The organism is Flagellimonas flava, assembly GCF_050617915.1.
Classification (GTDB): domain Bacteria; phylum Bacteroidota; class Bacteroidia; order Flavobacteriales; family Flavobacteriaceae; genus Flagellimonas; species Flagellimonas flava_A.
In genome coordinates this window covers 95,297-108,711 of the sequence record NZ_JBODQE010000003.1, presented here as the reverse complement: position 1 = coordinate 108,711, position 13,415 = coordinate 95,297, and the positions used below count along the sequence as shown (strand labels likewise).

At 42.0% G+C, this 13,415-nt stretch carries 16 protein-coding genes; 6 read left to right on the top strand and 10 right to left on the bottom strand.

Annotated features, from left to right (window positions below; all coding sequences use genetic code 11):
• The first annotated feature begins 33 nt into the window (after nt 1-33).
• Entirely contained in the window at nt 34-612 is a 579-nt protein-coding gene (locus tag ACRHOZ_RS09040) for a TetR/AcrR family transcriptional regulator (RefSeq protein WP_420401259.1), read from the top strand.
• Between the two features lie 48 nt (nt 613-660).
• Here ACRHOZ_RS09040 and ACRHOZ_RS09035 read toward each other — a convergent pair whose 3' ends face one another.
• The 3 genes from ACRHOZ_RS09035 to ACRHOZ_RS09025 all read right to left on the bottom strand — a co-directional run bounded on the left by ACRHOZ_RS09035 (nt 661) and on the right by ACRHOZ_RS09025 (nt 2,755).
• Entirely contained in the window at nt 661-1,053 is a 393-nt protein-coding gene (locus ACRHOZ_RS09035; RefSeq protein WP_431124851.1) for a plastocyanin/azurin family copper-binding protein, read from the bottom strand.
• Nucleotides 1,054-1,080: 27 nt separating this feature from the next.
• Nucleotides 1,081-1,626 (bottom strand): carboxymuconolactone decarboxylase family protein, encoded by a 546-nt coding sequence (locus ACRHOZ_RS09030; RefSeq protein ID WP_422349443.1) that lies wholly within the window; start codon nt 1,624-1,626, stop codon nt 1,081-1,083.
• A gap of 280 nt (nt 1,627-1,906) precedes the next feature.
• The gene (locus tag ACRHOZ_RS09025; protein ID WP_431124848.1) at nt 1,907-2,755 is read right to left on the bottom strand and encodes a helix-turn-helix domain-containing protein; all 849 of its coding nucleotides are present in this window, start codon (nt 2,753-2,755) and stop codon (nt 1,907-1,909) included.
• Nucleotides 2,756-2,929: 174 nt separating this feature from the next.
• Here ACRHOZ_RS09025 and ACRHOZ_RS09020 point away from each other — a divergent pair, with 174 nt between their 5' ends.
• Nucleotides 2,930-3,448: a PAS domain-containing protein gene (locus ACRHOZ_RS09020; RefSeq protein WP_431124846.1), complete on the top strand. Its 519-nt coding sequence runs from the start codon at nt 2,930-2,932 to the stop codon at nt 3,446-3,448.
• Here ACRHOZ_RS09020 and pyk read toward each other — a convergent pair.
• The 5 genes from pyk to ACRHOZ_RS08995 all read right to left on the bottom strand — a co-directional run bounded on the left by pyk (nt 3,445) and on the right by ACRHOZ_RS08995 (nt 7,800).
• Entirely contained in the window at nt 3,445-4,887 is a 1,443-nt protein-coding gene (gene pyk / locus ACRHOZ_RS09015; RefSeq protein ID WP_431124844.1) for a pyruvate kinase, read from the bottom strand. The two genes, ACRHOZ_RS09020 and pyk, sit on opposite strands and share 4 nt — an antisense overlap.
• 2 nt (nt 4,888-4,889) lie before the next feature.
• On the bottom strand, nt 4,890-5,354 hold the full coding sequence (locus ACRHOZ_RS09010; protein WP_431124841.1) for an IPExxxVDY family protein: 465 nt from the start codon (nt 5,352-5,354) through the stop codon (nt 4,890-4,892).
• Nucleotides 5,355-5,465: 111 nt separating this feature from the next.
• The gene (gene rnc / locus ACRHOZ_RS09005) at nt 5,466-6,203 is read right to left on the bottom strand and encodes a ribonuclease III (RefSeq protein WP_420401266.1); all 738 of its coding nucleotides are present in this window, start codon (nt 6,201-6,203) and stop codon (nt 5,466-5,468) included.
• A 12-nt stretch (nt 6,204-6,215) separates the two neighbouring features.
• Nucleotides 6,216-7,466: a beta-ketoacyl-ACP synthase II gene (gene fabF, locus ACRHOZ_RS09000; protein WP_420401267.1), complete on the bottom strand. Its 1,251-nt coding sequence runs from the start codon at nt 7,464-7,466 to the stop codon at nt 6,216-6,218.
• A gap of 100 nt (nt 7,467-7,566) precedes the next feature.
• Complete coding sequence (locus ACRHOZ_RS08995; protein WP_009778413.1) at nt 7,567-7,800, bottom strand: acyl carrier protein; 234 nt, start codon at nt 7,798-7,800, stop codon at nt 7,567-7,569.
• A 130-nt stretch (nt 7,801-7,930) separates the two neighbouring features.
• Here ACRHOZ_RS08995 and purN point away from each other — a divergent pair, with 130 nt between their 5' ends.
• From purN to ACRHOZ_RS08975, 4 genes are all read left to right on the top strand, one after another.
• Nucleotides 7,931-8,524, top strand: coding sequence for a phosphoribosylglycinamide formyltransferase (purN, locus tag ACRHOZ_RS08990; RefSeq protein WP_431124837.1), 594 nt, complete (start codon nt 7,931-7,933; stop codon nt 8,522-8,524).
• 1 nt (nt 8,525) lies between these two features.
• Nucleotides 8,526-9,161 carry a viroplasmin family protein gene (locus tag ACRHOZ_RS08985; protein ID WP_431124834.1) on the top strand — a complete coding sequence of 212 codons (636 nt, stop codon included), beginning with the start codon at nt 8,526-8,528 and terminating at the stop codon, nt 9,159-9,161.
• A 96-nt stretch (nt 9,162-9,257) separates the two neighbouring features.
• Complete coding sequence (locus ACRHOZ_RS08980; protein WP_431124831.1) at nt 9,258-10,184, top strand: PfkB family carbohydrate kinase; 927 nt, start codon at nt 9,258-9,260, stop codon at nt 10,182-10,184.
• Between the two features lie 45 nt (nt 10,185-10,229).
• Nucleotides 10,230-12,128, top strand: coding sequence for an amidophosphoribosyltransferase (locus ACRHOZ_RS08975; RefSeq protein WP_431124829.1), 1,899 nt, complete (start codon nt 10,230-10,232; stop codon nt 12,126-12,128).
• Nucleotides 12,129-12,501: 373 nt separating this feature from the next.
• On the opposite strand, the gene ACRHOZ_RS08970 is transcribed toward ACRHOZ_RS08975, so the two are convergent.
• Nucleotides 12,502-12,669: a hypothetical protein gene (locus ACRHOZ_RS08970; RefSeq protein WP_431124827.1), complete on the bottom strand. Its 168-nt coding sequence runs from the start codon at nt 12,667-12,669 to the stop codon at nt 12,502-12,504.
• A 363-nt stretch (nt 12,670-13,032) separates the two neighbouring features.
• Nucleotides 13,033-13,374, bottom strand: a complete 342-nt coding sequence (locus ACRHOZ_RS08965) for an IPT/TIG domain-containing protein (RefSeq protein WP_431124825.1) — start codon at nt 13,372-13,374, stop codon at nt 13,033-13,035.
• Between the last annotated feature and the right edge of the window lie 41 nt (nt 13,375-13,415).

Below are 13,415 nucleotides of genomic sequence, written 5' to 3'. Positions count from 1 at the left end.
ACGCATACCCCATTTCTTACTTAATTTGTGTCAGTGCAACGTCCTGAATTACATGAACATATCATAACCACTGCGGGTAACCTCTTTTATCTTAACGGTTACAACTCCACGGGAATCAATGAGATCGTGGAAAAGTGTGGTATTGCCAAAGCTACCCTGTACAGTCATTTTAAGTCCAAAGAAGAGATTTGCATTGCCTATCTGCAGCAGCGACATGATGGACTCCTGGATTCATTAAGGAGTTTTGTATCCAAGCGAAAGACTGGAAAAAACCAGCTTTTGGCCATCTTCGACTTTCTTAGGGATTTGTATCGTGAAGAGAATTTTCACGGTTGCTGGGGCCTCAAGACGTTCGGGGAGCTTTCGCCAAAGCAAAAAAAGATTATTGCCGTAATCCAAAAGCACAAGAAGGAGCTTTTGCTTTATTTGGGGGAAGTTGTTGGAGAAAACATCATCAATGTCTCCAAAGCGGAAATCGAGAAAATATCAGGTGGAATTTATCTTTTGTACGAAAGTGCCATCACTGAAAGTTATCTGTTCAAAAATGATTGGCCCATTTACATGGCAAAAAACATGGCTCCTTCCCTTTTTGCCAATTCTGAGGTAAAATAAAAGCCCCTTCTTTTCAGAAGAGGCTTCTACAACCATACATCAATCCATCTACTTCACCGTCAAAATATTGTCTGTTGATGTTGGATTCAAAGGGCAGAAATATACATATTCGCCTTTTGTTAGTTTAGTGGGCTTGGAGGTCTGGGAAGCTCCAGTTGCAACCGGTTTGGTCACATAAGCCGTTTGAATATGGTTTTCAGGCTTGCTCAAATCCTGTCCTTTTTTCACCAAAACAAACCCTACATCATGTCCTACACCGTTATTGGCAATGTCAAAAACATAGGTTCCTTCAGAAACAGTAATTTGCTTTTGTGTAAACTCACCGGAAGTTTGCTCCAAGGCAATAGTTTTCACTGCTTCATTTTTGCCCATCTTGTCCTGCGCTTGAACAGAAAATGCAGTTACTAGTGCTACTATTAAAATTGAAATTGTCTTTTTCATAATTACTTGTTGTTTTCTTGTATTTAATTAAACTGTTGCTTCCAAGGGTTGTGCCACTGGAAAATCCACAGGGATTTGTGTTGTGTTGTTGATATAATTGGAGATGGTTTTGTCACCAACCAAAACGATGGTGTCTATCAAATTTTCCTTCGTCCATCCGGCATCGAAGAAATTTTCAAGAACAGCAGCATCCGTTACACCCCTATTTTCAGTGATGTTTTTGGCCAATCTGGCTAAAGCGTCCAATTTGTTGTCAAAAGAGGCCCTTCCAGTTCTCAATTCCAAAATTTGCTCGTCTGTGTATCCATTCATTTTACCAATGGCGGTATGGGCAGACAAACAGTATTCACATCCATTTACTTCACTAACTGCAAGGTTCACTGCTTCTTTTTCTTTTGCTTTAAGGGATGTTTTGGCGTTGGCAAAAGTCAGGTAATTCCCTAGGGCATTTTCTGAATATGCATAGGTTGCATAAAGGTTGGGTACAAAACCAACTGCTTTTTCCAAGTTGTCAAAAATGGCCTGATTGGCACTACTTACTTCTTCTCTTTTTGGTACATTAAAATTGCTCATGATTATAAATTCTATTAATTGTTATATGGGTTAAAAATTCTTTACAAATGGTTTTTCTGCATCACAATAAAAATCGTGATGGTATTTCTGCTCACAATGCGCGGCAGAAATAATCGATTTTGTTTCTGGTCTTCGTGTAGACCTGAAAATCTCAATGAGATTGAAAACAGATTTTTCCAGTGATTTCATCTTTACCTTTCTTTTAATTACTGAGCAAAGATGTGACGAAAAAGAGGGGAGGTGTTAGGAGGGATTTCCCGAACGCTTGCCAAAATTTCCCTTAGGGAGCAATAAGCAGGTTTTCTCTATACTCCGAGGGGCTCATATCCGTCATTTTTTTGAAGAAACGACTAAAATGGGCCGGATCGTTGAACCCTAAATCGTAGGCAATTTCCTGATTTTGTTTTTCAGTAAAATGGATCAGGCGTTTGGCCTCCAACATGAGTCTATCCAATATGATCTGTTGTGGTGTTTTCTGATTATAAATGGAAAACAAATTGGAAAGGGTCTTTGGCGACTTAAAGAGCATGTCCGCATAGTCGCTTACCTTTCTTTTGGTTTTGTAATGGATGTCCACCAGATAATTGAACTTACGGATGGTATCAATTTGGGTGTTGTCCAAACTCTTCACAATCAGCTGCTCTTTGGCCAATCGGGTGCTCATGATGATCAATCTCTTCAGCAGCATTTGCAACATATCCCCTTGAATATTGTCAGGAGTGGAAAACTCTTCCACAAAGACTTCATACCATAGATTGAATTTCCGCTGTTGATCAGTAGGTATGGAAATGATGGGTAAATCTTGGGTGCCAAAAAACAAGATGCCATTACAGGACACCTCGGCATCATGATCTGAGATACAATAGAATTCCCTGTTAAAAAACACCGAGGACAACGGCAGTCTGGTCTTCACAAAAGACACTTGTTGCAGATAAGTTACCGTTACAATTTGATTGGGTTCCAGCATTAAATCAAATCCATCTACCTCAAGACTTATGGGTTCAGGGTTTCGGTTCCATAAAAATTTAATGGTGTTGGCCGTTGATGAAAAGTAATCCTTGTCTTTTCTAATGTCATTGGTAAGACCTAATATGGCCCCCAGTTTTGGATCTGAATATTCGTATTTCATGATATACTAGCCTGCCCTATTCCAAGCCCGGATGATGGTTTTTCTGGACTTTAGTCCTTAAATACTGTTGATACTTACAGCCCAATTTCCATCTATAACACGTAAATTCTTAAACAAGAGTGTTAATGTTATGCGTAGATTTTCTGGTCCATATTCCTTTTTATAGTATTGGGTATGGAAAAGATGCGATTTTACGACGAAGCTGCACATACTTTTTACAATAAATTGGATGTGCATGGCTACCCTCTCCACTCCATGGATTTGTTTGCCCAGTCTTTTGATCGACTGTCTGGCAACCTTGCCGATGTAAAAAGTTTGGAGAGCATGGCATTATCCGGAAAATGGCGTAAAATGGCCAATTTTGGCACTGAGATTCTTAAAAAGGATCAGGTAGTAGTTGTTACGGATGCCCAGTTGAATATTGTTTATGCCACTCAGAATATGGTTGAAATGAATGGCTATCAACCGCATGAGGTTTTAGGTAAACAACCTAGAATGTTCCAAGGGGAGGCCACCTGTAGGGAAACCACAAGTCAAGTTTCCCAGGCCATTAAGGACCAACGACCCTTTGAAGTGGTTTTGACCAATTACAGGAAAGATGGCACCACTTACGAATGCCATATCAAAAGCAGCCCTGTATTTGACAAGGCTGGCAAGTTGGTCAATTTTATTGCTTTTGAAAAAGTAGCCTAGAAACTACAGCTTTCTATTTCTGTTACCCTAAGGGTATTAACCATTCCCTTGTCCTTGATGGGCATGGCTGCCAAGCTTATCAGCATGTCCCCAACATCCAAATAGCCTTTTTTGCAGGCAATTTGGTTTACATCCTCTATGGTTTCATCCGTGGAAACATACTTATCGTACATGAACGCTTTTACTCCCCATAACAAGTTTAGTTGGGTCAGGATTCTTTTGTTAGAGGTAAACACCAAAATGTGGGCACTGGGTCTCCAAGCGGAAATCTGGAAAGCCGTATAACCACTATTGGTCAAGGTTGATATGGCTTTGGCCTCTATTTCGTTGGCCATAATGGCGGCATGATAACAAACGGATTTGGTAATATATCTTTTCGTACGAATATGCGGGGGTGTCTGTGGAACACTGATCAGATTGGAACCTTCCACGCTCATCAAAATACTGGACATTTTTTCGATAACCTGAACCGGGTAATTTCCGACTGAGGTTTCTCCAGACAACATTACGGCATCCGCCCCATCCATGACAGAGTTGGCCACGTCATTGACTTCGGCTCGGGTTGGGGTAAGACTGGTGATCATAGTTTCCATCATCTGTGTTGCAATGATCACGGGAATCCTGGCTTTTTTAGCCCGCAATACCAACTGTTTTTGAATCAGAGGTACTTCATGTGCAGGTATTTCCACACCCAAATCCCCACGAGCAACCATAAGACCATCACAATAGGCAACAATCTTGTCTATGTTTTCAACCGCCTCAGGTTTTTCAATTTTGGCGATAATTGGAATCTTGTGCTCGGAATGTTTGTTGATCAAATTTTGCAGGTCCATAAGGTCCTGGCTATGCCGAACAAAGGACAGTGCAATCCAATCCACTTCTTGGGAAATGGCAAATTCGGCGTCCTTAATATCCTTTTCAGTCAAGGCTGGCAGCGAGATATCTGTATTGGGGAGATTAACACCTTTTTTGGATTTCAAAGGGCCTCCTTGTACCACAACAGCCTTCACCTCATCCTTCCCATTGGTTGACTTCACCTCGAAGATCAGCTTTCCATCATCCAACAAAATGCGCTCGCCTGGTTTCACATCCTGGGGAAAGCTGGCATAGTTCATATAAACCCTTTTGGCGCTTCCTTCAAAGGGTTCTCCAGTGGCAAAGGTAATCTCATCCCCGGGTGCCACCACAGCTTCACCTCCCATAACCCCAACTCTCAATTTTGGTCCTTGCAAATCGGCAAGAATCGCAGTGTTGGTATCAAGTTCGTAATTCAATTCCCTAATGAGCCTTATTCGCTCAGCTACGTCATCATGTGAAGCATGGGAAAAATTTATTCTGAAAACATCCACCCCAGCTTCCATCATTTGCTGAAGAACTTCCTTCTTGCTGGTGGCAGGTCCAAGGGTGGCTACTATTTTTGTTTTTTTAACGGTTGGCATTGTTAAAAGATTAGGTTTCTTTTTGATTTTAAAGTTTGTGTTTCTAGTGGGTACGCAGTAACCACCTTTGGAATAGTGTTAATGGCCTTTATTTTTTGAACCAGGGTAGGCCCGTCCACGCCATCAACCTTCAAAAAGTAATCTACTTCCTTGCGTTCTTTGATCAAATAATCTGCTCTGGAAGAAGTTCTGTCCTGAAAAAGTCCAATGGACGTAATGGTCTCTTCAACAGCACATTTGTTGGACATGAGCGTCCAAAAAGTGTCACTCAATTCATCGTCCCAATCAAAGACTGAAAAAGTGAGGTCTTGGTCAAATTGCAGGTCGTTTTTCCTTCTACTTAATTGAAGTCCACAGGCTAAATTAACGGCATAGCCCATCGCAAAATCTTCCAGCCCACTATGAATTGCAATAAGCTGAAAGTTGTCGTCATAAAAATCCTCAGATATCTTATGGGTCGTCCACATCTCTTTTACACGAACCCCAAATATACTCCTATTCCCTTTGACAGCCTAGCTTAATAGGGACAATACCCATTTTAACACAACGAAAACGTTTGAGTTTACCGTAATTTAAAGTCAACTATTTTCTATTCTACTCTGAAGGGCAAAATAGGCTCTTTTGGAGGCTTTTTCCTCTGCCTTCTTTTTGGATGTGGCCCGTGCTTTGGCCATAACTCTTTCGTTGATGGTCAATTTAACCGCAAAATGCTTTAGCTCGTCATTGCCTGTATCTTCGTAAACATCGTAGTGAAAAGTCTTTTTCTGTTTCTGGCACCATTCTATGAGCAAGCTCTTGTAACTGATTACCTTTCCTTCCAATTGCTCAATATCCACATACGGCATAATGACCCTGGAATTGATGAATTTTTCGCAGTAGGTATACCCTCTATCCAGATAAATAGCTCCGACCAAGGCCTCAAAAACATTGCCGTGAATGTTTTCCCCAAAGTGGGATTTGGGAATTCTGCTCTCTACATATTTAAGCAGTTTTAAATCCTTTCCAAGCTCGTTGAGGTGTTTTCTACTGACTATTTTGGAGCGCATTTTGGTTAAGTATCCCTCATCTCCCCCAGGCACCTTATTATATAGGTGTTTGGAAATTATGGTTCCCAGCATGGCATCCCCAAGAAATTCCAAGCGCTCGTAATTCATGGGGTTACCGTCTTTATCCCTTTTGTTTACGGATCGATGCAGAAATGCCTTTTTATAAATATCAAGATCTTTGGGTTTAAATCCCAGAATTGACTTAATACCTAAAAAAAAATCCCCATCCGATTTCGGATGGGAATTGAATATTTTGGAGGGGAATTTCATTACACTACAAAACTACCCTATTTTTTTGAACAGAACACAAGCGTTGTGTCCGCCAAACCCAAAGGTGTTGCTCATGGCCACATTTACCTCCCTTTCCTGTGCCTTGTTAAGGGTCAGGTTCAATGAAGGGTCAATGTTCTCATCCACCACACTATGGTTGATCGTGGGAGGAACCATACTGTGTTCCATGGCCAAGATGGAAGCAATAGCTTCTATGGCTCCGGCCGCACCCAATAAGTGCCCTGTCATGGATTTTGTGGAATTGATATTAATGTTGGGAGCATGTTTCCCAAACACTTTGGAGATGGCTTTCAATTCGGCCACATCTCCCAAAGGCGTAGATGTTCCGTGCGTATTGATGGCATCTACATCTTCTGGGTTTAGTCCGGCATTCTGAAGGCAATTTTCCATAACCTTAACCACTCCAATTCCCTCTGGATGAGGGGCTGTCATGTGGTGGGCGTCACTGGAAAGTCCGCCACCTAAAACCTCTGCGTAAATCTTGGCGCCTCTTGCCTTGGCATGTTCATACTCTTCCAAAATCAAGGCTCCTGCACCTTCTCCCAAAACAAAACCATCCCTAGTGGCATCAAAAGGTCTGGAAGCCGACTCTGGGCTGTCATTTCTCGTGGATAGGGCATGCATAGCATTGAATCCTCCCATTCCGGCAATGGTAACCGCCGCCTCACTACCACCTGTTACAATAACATCACAGTGGCCCAATCTAATATAATTGAGCGCATCTATCATGGCATTGGCAGAAGAGGCACAGGCAGATACCGTGGTATAATTAGGCCCCATAAAACCGTGCTTGATGGAAATATTTCCGGGGGCAATATCGGCAATCATTTTAGGGATGAAGAAAGGATTGAACCTTGGAGTTCCATCTCCGCCGGCATACCCGATCACTTCATTTTGGAAAGTTTCCAGACCGCCTATTCCAGCACCCCAAACTACACCTACCCTAAATTTGTCGACTGTATCCAAATTGATACCGGAGTCTGCAATGGCTTCATCGGAAGAAACCAATGCATATTGGGCAAACCTATCTAGTTTTCTGGCTTCCTTTCGATCGAAATAATCTTCAGGTTTATAGCCTTTAAGTTCGCAGGCAAACTTGGTTTTGAACTTTTCCGTATCAAAATACGTGATGGGAGCGCAACCGCTTTTCCCTGTTTTTAGTCCTTCCCAATAAGCCTCCAAATTGTTACCTATAGGTGTTAACGCACCCATTCCAGTAACCACAACTCGCTTTAACTGCATTGAACTATTATTTACCCTTATGAACCTAAATTAAAAAAAAATTATCCATGTGATCCTCACCACATGGATAATTTAAAATCTTTAGTAAAATATCATAAAATTACTTGGCTTCTTCTATATAGCTAATGGCTTGACCAACAGTTGCAATGTTTTCTGCCTGATCATCAGGGATTTGAATGTCAAATTCTTTTTCAAACTCCATGATAAGTTCAACAGTGTCCAAGGAATCCGCGCCCAAGTCGTTGGTAAAGCTAGCCTCAGCTACTACTTCATTTTCATCAACACCTAGTTTATCAACGATGATAGCCTTTACTCTTGATGCAATGTCTGACATAATTATATCGGTTTTAAAAATTTAATCGGGGCAAAAATATAAAACTTTGGATTAAATACACCATTTGTCGATAAAATGTGCCTCAAATTAAACATATTAGGTACGCGTGCAGTAATTTAGCCTTTTAAACATGTACAACGATTTGCAGGAGAAACCCAACGTAAAACAGATAGTTATTCTGGCATCCGGCAGCGGTTCCAATGCCGAAAAAATCATAACCCATTTTAAGGAACAACAAACGGCCAAAGTCGCAGCGGTTTTCACCAATAAAAATACTGCCCAAGTACTGGAACGCAGCAAAAGGCTAAAGGTTCCCGCCTACTACTTTAATAGGGAATCGTTTGTTGGAACGGACCAGCTTTTGAGGATAATCCAAAGTCTTGAGCCAGACCTTATTGTTCTTGCAGGATTCCTATGGAAGATTCCTGAAAGTTTCATTCGTGCATTTCCAAACCAAATCATCAACATACATCCTGCGCTATTACCCAAGTATGGTGGAAAAGGCATGTATGGATCCAAAGTCCATGAGGCTGTAAAAGAAAGCGGGGAAACGGAAACGGGTATCACTATTCATTATGTGAACGAGAATTATGATGAGGGCGCCGTTATTTTTCAAGCCAAAACGGAATTGACACCAGAGGATACCCCTGAATCCATTGCCAAAAAAGTGCACGAACTGGAATACGAGCACTTTCCCAAAGTGATTGAAAAACTCTTAACCTAACATGGCGAATAAGAAAAAATTCTATGTGGTCTGGAAGGGGAAACGACCCGGAATATTTGAGAGCTGGGACGACTGCAAAGCTCAAATAACAGGCTTCAAGGGTGCACAATACAAGTCCTTTTCATCTTTTGAAGAGGCCAAAAAAGCGTACAATGGCAATTACTTGGAGTACAAAGGGACTTCCAAAGGAAAAAAGGAACTATCCCCGGAAGAGTTGTTGCGAATCGGCGACCCCAACTACAATTCCATTTCGGTGGATGCGGCATCCAGCGGGAATCCTGGCAAAATGGAATATCAAGGGGTGGATACCAAATCCAAAAAAGTGTTGTTCAAGCAGGGGCCGTTTGAGCAAGGAACCAATAATATAGGGGAGTTTTTGGCCTTGGTGCATGGCCTGGCCTTTTTAAAGGAAAGAAAAAGTGAGCGTGTGATCTATTCCGATTCCAGGATAGCCATTGGCTGGGTGCGAAAGAAAAAGTGCGGCACCAAACTGAAAAAAAACGCCAAAAATGCCCAGCTCTTTGAACTGATAGAACGCGCAGAAAATTGGTTGAAAAAAAATAGGTACAACACGCCAATTGTAAAATGGGAGACGAAAGCCTGGGGTGAAATTCCTGCAGATTTTGGAAGAAAGTAGGGTCATATCCAATAGATTTCCCACCATTTTCTTAATTAAATGTCAAGTGGTGGAAAATGGAATATCTAAACGTATATTTGCAGCAAATTTTAGCGCATGGGCAAATTGCTTATTGTAGGCAGTGTGGCTTTTGATGATATTGAAACGCCATTTGGGAAGAGTGATAAAATTCTTGGTGGCGCAGGCACCTTTATAGGTTTGGCTGCTTCACAATTTAAGGTAGAGTCAGCCGTAGTTTCTGTGGTAGGAGAAGATTTTCCTCAAGAATATCTGGATATTTTCACAGCACATAATATTGACATTTCCGGAATTGAGGTTGTAAAAGGAGGTAAGACCTTCTACTGGAAAGGCAAGTACCACAATGACCTAAATTCCAGGGACACCTTGGTCACGGAGTTGAACACCATGGCCGATTTTAACCCCGTTGTCCCGGACAACTTCAAAAACGCAGATGTTGTTATGCTTGGTAATCTTCATCCAAACATCCAGTTGGGTGTAATTGCACAGATGAAAGAACGACCAAAACTTATTATAGCGGATACCATGAACTTCTGGATGGACAATACTTGGGATGAGTTGATGGAGGTCATTGCAAAGATTGATGTGATTACCATCAACGATGAAGAGGCAAGACAGATGACCAACGAATATTCCCTGGTAAAGGCTGCGGCCAAAATTCAGGAGATGGGTCCTAAATATGTGGTGATCAAAAAAGGGGAGCACGGGGCACTTTTGTTTCATAAAGAACATGTTTTCTTTGCACCCGCCCTACCATTGGAAGAGGTTTTTGACCCCACTGGAGCTGGAGATACCTTTGCTGGTGGATTTGCCGGTTATTTGGCCGAGTCCAAAAATATCTCGTTTGAAAGTTTGAAGAATGCCATTATCCATGGATCTAACCTGGCCTCGTTCTGTGTAGAACGATTTGGTACGGAACGAATGCTGGAACTGGAGAAGCAGCAGGTGGAGCGCCGCCTTATGCAATTTAAAGAATTGACGCAATTCAATATTGAGTTAACATAAATAACTGCCCTGACACGTTTCGGGGCTTTTTTATTTTGGTTTGTTATGAGTGATGCTATTAAGCACGAGTGCGGATTGTCCATGATCCGATTGCTTAAACCACTGGAGTACTACAAGGAAAAATACGGTACTGCTTTTTATGGGGTCAACAAAATGTACCTCATGATGGAAAAACAGCACAACAGAGGTCAGGACGGAGCCGGTTTTGCCAGTATTAAATTGGACATGAAGCCCGGGGAGCGCTATATGAGTCGGGTACGTTCCGCCCAGCAACAGCCGATCCAAGACATCTTTGCCCAAATCAATGACCGCATCAACACGGCGCTGGAACAAAATCCAGGCTTGGAAAATGATGTGGAGCTGCAGAAAAGCAACATTCCTTATATAGGGGAGTTGTTGATGGGGCATGTAAGGTATGGCACTTTTGGGAAGAACAGCATAGAAAGCGTTCACCCCTTTTTAAGGCAGAACAACTGGATGCATCGGAACCTCATTGTTGCAGGTAACTTTAATATGACCAATGTAAACGAGTTGTTCGAGAACCTTGTTACCCTGGGTCAGCATCCAAAGGAAATGGCAGATACGGTAACCGTGATGGAAAAGATTGGACATTTTCTGGATGATGCCGTAGCCAAACTGTACAAACAAATCAAAAAGGAAGGATACAACAAAAGGGAAGCTTCGCCCCTAATTGCAGAACGCCTAAATGTTGCCAAAATATTGAGAAAGGCCTCCAAAAATTGGGACGGGGGTTATACCATGGGCGGTCTATTGGGACATGGTGATGGATTTGTGGTACGTGATCCCGCGGGAATCAGACCTGCCTATTATTACCAAGATGATGAAGTAGTGGTAGTGGCTTCGGAACGCCCTGCCATACAAACCGTATTCAATGTGCCCTACGATTCAGTTAAAGAACTGGATCCAGGACATGCCTTGATCATCAAGAAAAAAGGTGATGTTCATTTGGAGCAAATCCAAGAACCTACAGAAAGAAAGGCTTGTTCTTTTGAACGAATTTATTTCTCTAGGGGAAGTGACAAGGAAATCTATCAGGAAAGAAAGATGCTGGGGAAATTGGTATTCCCACAAATTCTTCAGTCCATTGATAATGATTTGGCCAACACTGTCTTTTCCTATATCCCCAATACGGCGGAAACTTCTTTTTTTGGAATGGTCAAAGAGGCGCAGAACTACCTTAACAAACTCAAGGAGGAGCAAATCCTTGCCCTTGGACCGAACATTTCCGGAGAGGAACTACACAGAATTTTGGACGTTCGCCCGCGGATAGAAAAAGTGGCCATCAAAGATGCCAAGCTACGGACCTTTATAACCCAAGATAGTAGTAGAGACGACTTGGTGGCCCACGTTTATGATGTCTCCTATGGTTCTGTAAAAAAAGGGGACAACCTTGTTATCATTGACGATAGTATTGTTAGAGGGACAACCTTAAAGAAGAGTATCCTAAAAATCTTGGATCGTTTATCTCCTAAAAAGATTGTAGTGGTTTCCTCGGCTCCGCAAATCCGTTATCCGGATTGTTACGGAATAGACATGGCCAAGCTGGAGGATTTTGTGGCCTTTAAAGCGGCCCAAGCACTGCACGAAGATCATGGCACCACAGACAAGATCCGAGAGATTTATGAAAAGTGCCTCACCCAAACTGAGTCTAAGGACAAAGAGGTGGTGAACTATGTAAAGGAATTCTACGCTCCATTCACTGCAGACCAGATTTCGAAGAAAATTGCCGAAATCCTAAGTCCGAAAGGGATCAATGCTGAAGTGGATATCATCTATCAGAGCATTGAAGGCTTGCACCAAGCCTGTCCCAAAAATTTGGGGGACTGGTACTTTACAGGCAACTATCCTACACCAGGAGGCAACCGTGTTGTAAACAGGGCATTCATTAATTTTTACGAGGGAAAAAACCAGAGGGCGTACTAGTTTTCCCATTATCGGGATTAGCTGTGCATTTCATCGATGAAACGTGCAGATGAACGGATTTATGCCCACTGGGCAACCTACAAACCTACTTTAGTATTGCCATAGCATAAGTAGGTTAAGTTCATGGTAAGATTTGGGGCAAAAAAGGTGGAAGCTATTCCACCTTTTTTATTTTACATCCCGCTTTCCCCAACAAATTTCGTAGTCCTTTTCAACGACAATTGTATTTCACCCGAACAACTGGGCTTTCATCTAAAAGCTTGCTCCCAAAGCGGCGCTCTGCCTTACATTTGGAGGACCATAGCATAAGTAGGTTAAGTTCATGGTAAGATTTGGGGAAAGCGACCGGAGAATACTCCGGTCGCTTTATTTTTTAGGAGTTGCCATAATTCCCCGTAGTCCTTTTCCTGAATTCCCGTACGTTCACACCCCTTCCAGATCCGTTCACCCAATTAACAGGAGTTTCATCTAAAAGCTTGTTCCCAAAACAACCCCTTGCCTTACTTTTGGGGCTACCATAGCATAAGTAGGTTAAGTTCATGGTAAGATTTGGGGAAAGAAGGCGGACAATGTCCGCCTTCTTTATGTTTGAACCCCAACGATTTACCAAAAATGTTGCTTAAATCTTCCCTTCCATTTTTGGTTCCAATTCAAAAAATTCTGCAAAAACTTTTGTTATTTCTCACAATACCAGTAATTTAGTTTCGCCATAGCATAAGTAGGTTAAGTTTATGGTAAGATTTGGGACGAAAAGGGTGAGGGCTTCCTCGCCCTTTTCTATTTGGGGTATTTAAAAACAAAAAAGGGACGCCAAAGGCGCCCCCAATTGAAAAAAAATCCAATTACCCCAAAAAAATATTTTACAAATACATCATTGCTTTTGTCCACTAGGCCAATTGATCTCTTAGGGCTTAACGACAAAGTCAGTATTACTTTTTGCTGTCTTACCTCCTACCTTTACTGTTACAGGACCGCTCTCTGCTCCATTCGGAACAGTTACTACCAATCTTGTTATACTCGCAGTTATGATAGAGGCTGTATGGCCATTAAATTTCACCCTATTTTCTTCCATCATATCCCCAAAACCTTTTCCTTCAATAACCACAATTTCGCCTATTGCGCCGCTCATCGGTTCCACGCTTTCAATTTGGGTCTGCTTCCCTTTGAGACCATTTAGGCTATCGTCATTACCGCAAGAGAAAATAAGTATTGCAAATAACAGGTTGAAAGTCTTTCTGCTCCTCATTCATGTGGTTTAGACCATAAAAGAAGCGGAACGTGCTTGGC